Source organism: Manganibacter manganicus (assembly GCF_002075885.1).
Taxonomy (GTDB): Bacteria; Pseudomonadota; Alphaproteobacteria; order Rhizobiales; family Rhizobiaceae; genus Mesorhizobium; species Mesorhizobium manganicum.
In genome coordinates this window covers 121054-131228 of record NZ_MDET01000045.1, presented here as the reverse complement: position 1 = coordinate 131228, position 10175 = coordinate 121054, and the positions used below count along the sequence as shown (strand labels likewise).

General features: G+C 61.1%; 8 protein-coding genes. 1 reads left to right on the top strand and 7 read right to left on the bottom strand.

Annotation, left to right across the window (positions count from 1 at the left end; translation table 11 throughout):
- Nucleotides 1-6: 6 nt before the first annotated feature.
- From BFN67_RS19790 to BFN67_RS19760, 7 genes are all read right to left on the bottom strand, one after another.
- On the bottom strand, nucleotides 7-2562 hold the full coding sequence (locus tag BFN67_RS19790) for a sensor histidine kinase (protein WP_080921208.1): 2556 nt from the start codon (nucleotides 2560-2562) through the stop codon (nucleotides 7-9).
- Nucleotides 2563-2774: 212 nt separating this feature from the next.
- Nucleotides 2775-4175 carry an adenosylhomocysteinase gene (ahcY, locus tag BFN67_RS19785; protein WP_080921207.1) on the bottom strand — a complete coding sequence of 467 codons (1401 nt, stop codon included), beginning with the start codon at nucleotides 4173-4175 and terminating at the stop codon, nucleotides 2775-2777.
- Between the two features lie 164 nt (nucleotides 4176-4339).
- Entirely contained in the window at nucleotides 4340-4636 is a 297-nt protein-coding gene (locus BFN67_RS19780) for an HPr family phosphocarrier protein (protein WP_080921206.1), read from the bottom strand.
- Nucleotides 4633-5034, bottom strand: coding sequence for a PTS sugar transporter subunit IIA (locus BFN67_RS19775; protein WP_080921205.1), 402 nt, complete (start codon nucleotides 5032-5034; stop codon nucleotides 4633-4635). The genes BFN67_RS19780 and BFN67_RS19775 overlap by 4 nt, the downstream gene beginning before the upstream one ends.
- A gap of 179 nt (nucleotides 5035-5213) precedes the next feature.
- A complete protein-coding gene (locus BFN67_RS19770; RefSeq protein WP_080921204.1) occupies nucleotides 5214-5660 on the bottom strand; it encodes an HPr kinase/phosphorylase in 447 nt (148 codons plus the stop codon).
- Between the two features lie 6 nt (nucleotides 5661-5666).
- Nucleotides 5667-7448, bottom strand: a complete 1782-nt coding sequence (locus BFN67_RS19765; protein ID WP_080921203.1) for a sensor histidine kinase — start codon at nucleotides 7446-7448, stop codon at nucleotides 5667-5669.
- 26 nt (nucleotides 7449-7474) lie between these two features.
- Nucleotides 7475-8176 carry a response regulator transcription factor gene (locus BFN67_RS19760; RefSeq protein ID WP_139789272.1) on the bottom strand — a complete coding sequence of 234 codons (702 nt, stop codon included), beginning with the start codon at nucleotides 8174-8176 and terminating at the stop codon, nucleotides 7475-7477.
- A 332-nt stretch (nucleotides 8177-8508) separates the two neighbouring features.
- Between BFN67_RS19760 and BFN67_RS19755 the strand changes: the two genes are divergently transcribed.
- Nucleotides 8509-10134, top strand: coding sequence for a phosphoenolpyruvate carboxykinase (locus BFN67_RS19755; protein ID WP_080921201.1), 1626 nt, complete (start codon nucleotides 8509-8511; stop codon nucleotides 10132-10134).
- The last annotated feature ends 41 nt before the right edge of the window (nucleotides 10135-10175 follow it).

Below are 10175 nucleotides of genomic sequence, written 5' to 3'. Positions count from 1 at the left end.
CTGCCTTTACTCTGCCGCTGCGCGCACTGTCGCGGGCGAAGCTGGGAAGGTACAGATCACGGTCGTGCCGCGCCCCGCGCCCGTTTCGATGGCGACGCTGCCGCCATGCAGTTCGACGAAGCTCTTGACGATGGAGAGACCCAGTCCGGCGCCGCGTCGCCGCCCGCCATTGATCCGCGATTCGAAGCGGCTGAACACCGAGTCCAGCACGTCCTGCGCCATGCCCGGCCCGTCGTCATGAACGGCAAATTCCACGCCTTCGGCCTGCTGGCGGCAGGTCAGCGTCACGGTGCTGCCTTCGGGTGCGTAATTGGCGGCATTGCTGAGCAGGTTGTAGAGGACCTGTTTGATGCGCGTCTCGTCGCCATGGAGGCTTTCCGGCGCGCCCTCGGCTTCGATCTTGAGCTTGATGGCGTGCTCGTCCAGCCGCTCGGCTACAAGCTCGGCCGCCGCGTCGATTGTGGCTGCGATGCGGACCTCGGAAATGTCGAGCTGCATGATGCCGGCATCGACGGTGGCAAGATCGAGTATGTCGTTGACGACGGTGAGCAGCACCGCCGAAGACGAGCCGATATGGCCGACATATTCGCGCTGTTTCGGCGTCAGCAGGCCAGTGGCCGGCAGCGCCAGCAATTCGGTGAAGCCGATGATGTTGGTGAGCGGCGAGCGCAATTCATAGGAAACGTGCTGGACGAAATCGTTCTTCAACTGATCTGATTTCAGCAGCGCCTCGTTCTTCTCTTTCAGCGCACGTTCGACATTGACGCTGTCGGTGACGTCCACGAATGTGATCATCGTCTGTCCGTTGGGCAGGTGGATGACGGCATGGCGCAGCACCGTGCCGTTGACGAGTTCGCACTGGCCATGCCGGTCGCGGCGTTCTTCGTCAAACCCGGTCACGGCCGCGACAAAGTTGACCCATGGGCTGTCCTTGGCGCGCTGATCGCAAATATCGCGGATGACCGACACATGCACTGTAGGCTGCACGGCCTCGGGCTCCAGATCCCACAATTTGGCAAGGGCCGGGTTGGAGAGGCGCAATCGCCCATCTGGTCCGAAAACCGCCACGCCCTCGACGAGATTGTCGAGCGTCTCGCCCTGCACCCGCACCGCCGTCTGGTAGCGGCTTTCAAGATTGATCTTCTCGGTCAGATTCTCGAACACCCAGGTCACGTCGCCTCTGGGCTGCGGATTGGCAACGACGCGGATGGTCTTGCCGTCCGGCAGGTGCCACCAGTGTTCTTGCGGTTCCACCGCGCGGTAAGCGGCAAGCAGGCCGTCTTTCCAGCGGCGCCATTCGGGCTGCTCGGCGATCTTGCCCTCGCTGCGCAATCGGTCGAGCAGCAGCGCATTGTCGGGCGCGCTGTGCAGGAAGCCGCCATCGAGGCCCCACAGCTTCTGGAAGGCCTGGTTGAAGAAGCGCAGCTTCTGCCGTTCGTCGAAGATCGCCACCGCCGTGTTGAGCTGGTCGAGCGTGTCGGCATGGCTGCGCACCATGCGCTGATATTCCTCGCGAATCGTTTCCGCGGCGCTGACGTCGCAGGCGATCCCCGCCGATCCTGCCGGCCCGGCGAAGTCGGTAACGGAAAACATCTGCCGGTCGCCGTTGACCACGGTGGAGAGCGTCTCCTCGAAGACTGGGTTTGTCCGATGTCGTTCGGTAATCGTCTGGCGTGACTGACCTCCGAGAAACTCCTTGCCATCGCTAACCGCCGCCTCGGCATCCGTGGCCTCGACAGCTTCGGCATAGGCGCGGTTGGCCCATTTGAGGCGGCCGTCCGCAGCGCGCAGCCACAGCGGCATTTTCAAGGCGTCGAGCAGGCCGAACAGCGTGTCATGATCGGCGGCCAGCCGCTGGTTTTCGAGCCTGAGCCGCGCTTCGCCGCGTTTTGTTTCGGACAGCGAGGAAAACCGTACCAGTGCATGCGTCGCGCTCTTGCGGCCCTGGATTTCGAGCGGCGCGCCGGCCTGCGATTCCGCGACGAGATCAAAACCCGTGCCCTTTTCGCGCAACGCGGCGATGGCGTGCTCCAGTGCCGCCGCCGAGCGCGGCATAAGCCAGCGTCCGAAGGCCAGGAAGGCGGAGCGCTCGTCCGGCGCGCCGCTTTCCAGCGGCAGCGCGCCGACCAGTTCGGCCTTGCGGTTTTCGGACGGCCAGATCACGATGCGCTGGTCACGCAGATTGAGCAAGGCTTCCGAACGTTGCAGGGCCGCATTGGCATCGGCGATGCGCGTGCGCAATTCGACATTCTCGGCAGCCGTGCGCTGCCGCTCACGGATCAGCACGATCGCAGACACCAGCGCGGCGCTCATAATGCCGACGGTAACGGCAAGCTGGATGACATCCACCGTGCTGACCGAGAACCCAGCGCGCGGGGCTATTTCCTGCGCCTGCGCGGTTCCTGCCAACAAAGGCAAGGCGAATGTGGATCCGGCTAGCCAACCCATGCGCCAGTGGCGCAGTAGCCGGCGTGCGGTCGCAATCGCGCCGCTTTTCATACTGGAATCGTCCTGGCCGCCGGAAACGGCCTCTCCCGCGTGAAGCGGGTTGTCCCCCGGCATGTCTTGAACCTCTCCGCCGCCCGATTTCGTCACTACGACCTAAAACAAGACCGCCTCGGCGAATCCATTGCCCCGACCTGCCGGATACGCCGCGAATCATTCGACAATAACCCCTTGGCGAATCGCCGTGAAGGCATGTGCCGCGCAAAAATAAAGGCCGGGCGAAATGTCAATCGCCCAGCCACTATATGTTGTGATTAATTTCGCTATGGTTAATAGCGGTAGTGCTCCGGTTTGAACGGCCCCTTTGGCGTCACGCCAATATAGGCGGCCTGCTCGTCGCTGAGCGTCGTGAGGTTGGCGCCGAGCTTGGCGAGATGCAGCCGCGCCACTTTTTCATCGAGGTGCTTGGGCAGAACATAAACCTGGTTCTTGTACTGACCGGGCTTCGTGAAGAGTTCGATCTGCGCCAGCGTCTGGTTGGTGAAGGACGCCGACATGACGAAGCTCGGGTGGCCGGTGGCGTTGCCGAGATTGAGCAGGCGGCCTTCCGACAGCAGGATCATGCGCTTGCCATCGGGGAAGGAAATCATGTCCACCTGCGGCTTGACGTTGGTCCATTTCAGATTGCGCAATGCCGCGACCTGAATCTCGTTGTCGAAGTGGCCGATATTGCCGACAATCACCATGTCCTTCATCGCCCGCATATGGTCGAGCGTGATGACATCCTTGTTGCCGGTGGTGGTGATGACGATGTCGGCTGTCGGTGCCGCGTCTTCCAGCGTCACCACCTCGAAGCCGTCCATGGCTGCTTGCAGCGCACAGATCGGATCGACTTCAGTGACCTTGACGCGGGCGCCGGCGCCGCTGAGCGAGGCGGCCGAACCCTTGCCGACATCGCCATAGCCGCAGACCACCGCGACCTTGCCGGCCATCATCACGTCGGTGCCGCGGCGGATGCCGTCGACCAGCGATTCCTTGCAGCCATATTTGTTGTCGAACTTCGATTTGGTGACTGAGTCGTTGACGTTGATCGCCGGGAAGGGCAGCAAGCCCTGCTTCTGGAGTTGGTACAGGCGGTTGACGCCGGTGGTCGTCTCCTCGGTGACGCCGCGGATCGCCTCGCGCTGTTTGGTGAAGAAGCCCGGCGTTGCCTTCATGCGCTTCTTGATCTGGGCGAACAGGACTTCTTCCTCCTCGCTGCCCGGCTTGGAAAGAACGTCCTCGCCGGCTTCGGCGCGGGCGCCAAGCAGGATATACATGGTGGCATCGCCGCCATCGTCGAGGATCATGTTGGAGAAGCCGCCATCCGGCCACTGGAAGATCCGGTCGGTATAGGTCCAGTATTCCTCCAGCGTCTCGCCCTTGACGGCGAAGACCGGTGTGCCGGTTGCGGCAATGGCCGCCGCTGCCTGGTCCTGGGTGGAGAAGATATTGCATGAGGCCCAGCGCAAATCCGCGCCGAGCGCCTTCAGCGTCTCGATCAGCACTGCCGTCTGGATGGTCATGTGCAGCGAGCCGGAAATGCGCGCGCCTTTGAGCGGCTGCGCCTTGGCGAATTCTTCGCGACAGGCGATCAGGCCCGGCATTTCCGTCTCGGCGATTTCGATTTCCTTGCGTCCCCATTCGGCGAGCGAAATATCGGCGACCAGAAAGTCCTTGCTGTCGGTCATGGCATGCTCCGGTATGATTTGTCTTGGTGCGCCGATGCCATTGGCTGGTTCATGGCGCTTTGATTGGCGATTTGCCTATCAGATCACGCGCTTAACGACAATGGGACATAAAGAAATCATTATCCGTACATATGCGGATCGATAGTTGCAAAGCCGCGACAGGCTTAGATTTCCTCGCCGAAACGCGAGGCGATCAGGCTGTCGAGCGCGGCGATGGCGTCCGCCGCCTGGCGTCCGCTGGCAATCACCCGGATCGAGCAGCCGGGGCTTGCCGCCAGCATCATCAGCCCCATGATCGAGGTGCCGCCAACCCTGACCCCATCCTTTTCGACATCGACCGTAGCTTCGAAGCCGCTCGCCACCTGAACGAACTTGGCCGAGGCACGGGCATGCAGCCCGCGTTGATTGACGATCTGGAAGTCGCGGACGATGGTTTCGCTTTCGGTCGGCTCGATGCTCATTTGCTGCTCAGCAATTGGCTCGCGACATTGATGTACTTACGCCCTGCCGCTTGCGCCTCGTCGAGCGCGTTCGTCATGTTGTCGGCCTTGCGCACGCCGGAAAGCTTGATCAGCATCGGCAGGTTCATGCCGGCAATGACTTCGACGCGGCCGGGCTCCATCACCGATATCGCGAGATTGGAGGGCGTGCCGCCGAACATGTCGGTCAGCACGATGACGCCGGTTCCGGTATCGACGCGGGCAACGGCATCGACAATGTCGCGCCGGCGTTGCTCCATATCGTCATCGGCGCCGATGGCGACAGTGGCGAAATTTTCTTGCGGCCCCACCACATGTTCCACCGCAAGGCGGAACTCACTGGCCAGTTGACCGTGCGTCACGAGCACGAGTCCAATCATTCTTCGGCGGCTCCCGTCATGGCCTGTTGCAGGCACATTTTCTTCCCGCCGGCCATGCGGACGGCGGGAGCGCTATCTTGTCGAGCCAAAACCCGTTGACAAGCCCCAATTTAGTCAAAGCCGGGCCATTTTGACGCATTGCAGCAAAAACGAGACGGTCGCGGCACGCCATATGCCGGCTATTCTATTCCAAAATGATCCAGAGCAAGGCGGGCGGCGATTGCTGGAACAGCCGCGGTGACATTGCGCGCAGCCAGATCGAGCTGCGATATTCGGCAGCCTGCGACCATCTCCATGCCGGGCTCCTGAAAGCGTGCCATGACGGAAGCCGGCACCAGCCGCACAAGCAGGTCGATCACCGCTGCCGGTTCGTATGCAAGCGACTGCGGGCCGATACCCGGCACCTCGACCAGCCCGGCGAGGGTTTCCGGCACCGTACAGACCAGACGGCCGCTATGGTTCGCGGTCAGAAGCTGGTCATCACCGATCAGCCGGCAAAGCAGGCCCCGGCCAGCAAATTGCTCGATAAGCGCCAGTGCCAGCGTCGTCTTGCCGGAACCGGAAGGGCCGGTAATCAGCAGGCCGCGTTCGCCGATGATAATTGCGGTGCCGTGAAGATTCGTCACTACAACCTAGCTTTCCGCCGGCAGCGTCATGGTAAACCGTGCGCCCTTGATCTCGCCGGGCTTGGTGCCAGGAATGTTTTCCGCTGTCAGGGTGCCGCCATGTGCTTCGACGATCTGGCGACTGATAGAGAGGCCGAGACCGGAATTCTGCCCGAATGCCTCGCTTGCGGGACGGTCGGTATAGAAGCGCTCGAATATACGCTCGATGGCGTCCGTCCTGATCCCTGGGCCGTTATCATCGATGGTGATGATGTTGAACTTGCCCGATCGCGTGAGCGATACAGAGATCCTGCCATGCCCTTCCGGCACGAAGGAGCGCGCATTTTCGATCAGGTTGGTAATGACCTGGCCAAGTCTCAGATCGTGTCCTTGCACGAAGTAACCCTTCGCGCCCTGTGGCAGCTTGGCTGCCTTGAATTCGATCTCGACGCGTTTCTTGTGGTGGGAAGCCTCCTGCGAAATGGTGACGAGATCGGTAATGAATTTGGCCAGGTCCACCCGGCCGGCGTCATCGCGCGCCAATTCGGCGTCCAGCCGTGAGGCATCCGAAATGTCGGTAATCAGCCGGTCAAGGCGCCTGACGTCATGTTGGATCACCTCCATCAATCTGGCGCGCGAAGCATCGTTCTTTGCCAGAGGCAGTGTTTCAACCGCGCTGCGCAGCGAGGTCAGCGGATTCTTCAACTCATGGCTGACATCGGCGGCGAAACTTTCGATCGCCTCGATGCGATCGTAAAGCGCATTGGTCATGTCGCGTACGGCAATGGAAAGATTGCCGATCTCGTCCTGACGATTGGAAAAGTCGGGGATCTGCTCGCGATCCTTGAGGCCGCGGCGCACCCGAACAGCCGCGGCCGCGAGGCGGCGCAACGGATTGGCAATGGTCGAGGCGAGCAGCAGAGACAAAAGCGCCGTCACAAGCGCCGCCACGCCGAAGACGCGCAGGATCGCCTTGCGCTCGGCAGTGACGATCTTGTCGATGTCGCCACCTTCGGTGGAAAGCAGCAGCACGCCGAGCACGGCACGGAAGCGCTGGATCGGCACTGCGACGGAGACGATCTGCTCGCCCTGCTCGCTGATACGTACGATCGTCGAAGGGCTGCCGGTCAGCGCCCGGATCACTTCGGGATAGGCTGACCCGCTGCCGCCGGGCTGTTCGTGATAGATCGGCAAGTCTCGATTTCGGAACAAATAGAAAATATAGCGATCAAACCGTTCCAGCAGGTTTGGCTCTTCTTCGTCCACCGGCGGCAGATCATAACGCAGAATCTGGCCGCGCGAATACAGGTGGCGCGAATCGAGCAACAGATTGGTGTCGCGGTCGTAAATGCGTGCGCGCGTGCGCGTCGGGGTAATCAATCGGCGCAATACCGGGGCGACGCGCTCGGGATTAATCGGAAAATCGAGATTGTCGAGTTGGTCACTGCTAGGGCCGACACTTTCGCCGGCCTGAAGTTCGAGCAGTTTCTCCGGATCGATGGAGATCGAATCTGTCTCGACAGTGGCGGAAGCGGCGATGGCGCCGGCGATAATCTCGCCCTGCGTCATCAGGCTTTCCACGCGCGCGTCGATCAACCCGGCGCGGAAGGTATTGAGATAAAGGATGCCGCTGACCAGCACCGCCAAGCCGGCAAGGTTCAGAAACAGGATTCGCCGGGTCAGACTGGAGAAGATGTGATGGCCGAGAAAACGGCGTAACGGCACCGTGATCCGGGAAAGAAGTCCGGGCCTGCGGGAAACCCGCCTTGCGGCCGTTGCCGGCCTTCGCCGTTCTGCCTCTGTTGCCATCGATCGACAGGTCCTGCCCGCGAAGCTTAAATCTCGCGGAAGCGGTAGCCTACCCCGTAAAGCGTCTCGATCATCTCGAATTCATCATCGACCTGCTTGAACTTCTTGCGCAAGCGCTTGATATGGCTGTCGATGGTGCGGTCATCGACATAGACCTGCTCGTCATAAGCCGAGTCCATCAGCGCATCACGGCTTTTCACTACGCCTGGCCGCTGCGCCAGCGAATGCAGGATCAGGAACTCGGTGACGGTGAGCGTCACCGGCTCGCCTTTCCAGGTGCAGGTGTGGCGCTCCTGATCCATAACCAATTGACCGCGCTCCAGCGAGCGCGACTGCTGGTTCGGCTGCTTGGCCGCCGCTTCGCGGGCATTGGCGCGGCGCAGCACCGCACGCACGCGCTCGACCAGTAGGCGCTGTGAGAACGGCTTCTTGATGAAATCGTCCGCGCCCATCTTGAGGCCGAACAGCTCGTCGATTTCCTCGTCCTTCGAGGTCAGAAAAATCACCGGCAGATCGGTTTTCTGTCGCAGGCGGCGCAGAAGCTCCATTCCGTCCATACGCGGCATCTTGATGTCGAGAATGGCAAGATTCGGCGGCCGCGCCGTCAGCCCCTCCAGCGCCGAGGCACCGTCCGTGTAAGTTTCTACGCGGTAGCCTTCCGATTCCAGTGCGATTGAAACCGATGTCAGAATGTTGCGGTCGTCGTCGACTAGCGCGATTGTCGCCATTTCCAGCGGCTCCCTCATGAGCGGGTATCCCTTCGTTCTTCGAAGAAGGGCTTTGCAGGACAAATTAGGTACAAAATGTGGCGCGGCTCCGCAACCGCCCGAAGGCGACCCTGCATCGCCCATCTGGAATGACCGGGACGCAACAGGTCCGCCAATCCTTGGCCACTGGCGGGTTTTTGCACATATAAACGATTTAAACAACTTTCAAATTTTTTAAATCGATTAATGATTTGATATCTTTCATCTTTTCTGTTTCTGAGCGCCCAAGTCCTGCCAAAAAGAGAGACCTCAATATTACCGGCAGACACAGCAGGATCGTAAAAGGGAGCACCATGTCGGAACTCGGCAAACGCAATTCTTCCTATGGAATCGACCGCATCGGTCTCGGGACGATAGGTTTTGTGCGCTATAATCTGCGTGCCGCTGCGCTCGCCGAAGAGGCGATCCGGCGCGGCGAGGCACGGCTGACTGCGCAGGGGGCCCTTGTTGCCGAAACCGGCCGGCATACCGGGCGTTCGGCCAAGGACAAATTTGTCGTCAATGATGAACACACTCGCCCGCATGTCTGGTGGGAGGCCAACAGGGCGATGTCGGTCGAGCATTTCGACACGTTGCTGGCTGATTTCCTGGCTCACGCCGCCGACAAGGACCTTTATGTGCAGGATCTGGTCGGTGGCGCCGATCCCGAGCACCACCTGCCGGTGCGGATCGTCAATGAACTTGCCTGGCACTCGCTGTTCATCCGTAATCTCCTGATCCGTCCGGACGCCAAGGCGCTGGAGAGCTTCGTACCGAAACTCACCATAATCGACCTGCCGACCTTTCGCGCCGATCCGGTCCGGCACGGTTGTCGCAGCGAGACGGTGATTGCGGTCGATCTGACACGTATGATCGTGCTGATCGGCGGCACTTCCTATGCCGGCGAGATGAAGAAGTCCGTGTTCAGCGTGCTCAATTATCTCCTGCCTGAAAAGAACGTCATGCCAATGCATTGCTCGGCCAATGAGGGTCCCGAGGGCGACACGGCGATCTTCTTCGGGCTGTCGGGCACCGGCAAGACGACGCTCTCGGCGGATCCCGCGCGCACGCTGATCGGAGACGACGAGCACGGCTGGGGACCGCAGGGTGTCTTTAATTTCGAGGGCGGCTGCTATGCCAAGACGATCCGGCTTTCGGCAGAGCATGAGCCGGAGATTTTCGCCACCACGCAGCGTTTCGGAACGGTGCTGGAAAATGTCGTCATCGATGAACACGGTGCGCCCGACTTCGACGATGCGCGGCTGACGGAAAACACCCGCTGTGCCTATCCGCTCGATTATATCGCCAATGCCAGCGGCAGCGGCCGCGCCGGCCATCCAAAGAACATTGTCATGCTGACGGCGGACGCTTTTGGCGTCATGCCGCCGATCGCGCGGCTTACCCCGGCGCAGGCCATGTATCATTTCCTGTCCGGCTATACCGCCAAGGTAGCCGGTACCGAAAAAGGCGTCACCGAGCCGGAAGCAACCTTCTCGACCTGCTTCGGCGAGCCCTTCATGCCGCGTCATCCGTCGGAATATGGCAATCTGCTGCGCCAGCTGATCGCCGAGCACGGCGTCGATTGCTGGCTGGTCAATACCGGCTGGACCGGCGGCGCCTATGGCACCGGCACGCGCATGCCGATCAAGGCGACGCGCGCTCTGCTTGCTGCCGCGCTTGACGGAACGTTGCGACAGGTCGAGTTTCGCACCGACCCGCATTTCGGCTTCGAGGTGCCGGTTGCGGTGGCGGGCATGGACAGCGTCACCCTCGATCCGACGATCCTGGATCCAAGGGCGACCTGGGCCGATCCCGCTGCCTACGACCGGCAGGCGGCCAGGCTCGTCGGCATGTTCATCGAGAATTTCGGGAAGTTCGAAAACCATGTCGACGCCAGGGTGCGCAATGCCGCCCCGCATCTGCGGCAGGCTGCCGAGTAGGTGCTTCCAGAACTGCCTTCTGAAAGGCCCGGCTCTTGCCG

What these genes read in the sequence shown, in the direction of transcription:
- BFN67_RS19790 (WP_080921208.1), bottom strand. Translation starts at nt 2,562, where the DNA reads ATGCCGGGGGACAACCCGCTTCACGCGGGAGAGGCCGTTTCCGGCGGC.
- ahcY (WP_080921207.1), bottom strand. Translation starts at nt 4,175, where the DNA reads ATGACCGACAGCAAGGACTTTCTGGTCGCCGATATTTCGCTCGCCGAA.
- BFN67_RS19780 (WP_080921206.1), bottom strand. Translation starts at nt 4,636, where the DNA reads ATGAGCATCGAGCCGACCGAAAGCGAAACCATCGTCCGCGACTTCCAG.
- BFN67_RS19775 (WP_080921205.1), bottom strand. Translation starts at nt 5,034, where the DNA reads ATGATTGGACTCGTGCTCGTGACGCACGGTCAACTGGCCAGTGAGTTC.
- BFN67_RS19765 (WP_080921203.1), bottom strand. Translation starts at nt 7,448, where the DNA reads ATGGCAACAGAGGCAGAACGGCGAAGGCCGGCAACGGCCGCAAGGCGG.
- BFN67_RS19760 (WP_139789272.1), bottom strand. Translation starts at nt 8,176, where the DNA reads ATGGCGACAATCGCGCTAGTCGACGACGACCGCAACATTCTGACATCG.
- BFN67_RS19755 (WP_080921201.1), top strand. Translation starts at nt 8,509, where the DNA reads ATGTCGGAACTCGGCAAACGCAATTCTTCCTATGGAATCGACCGCATC.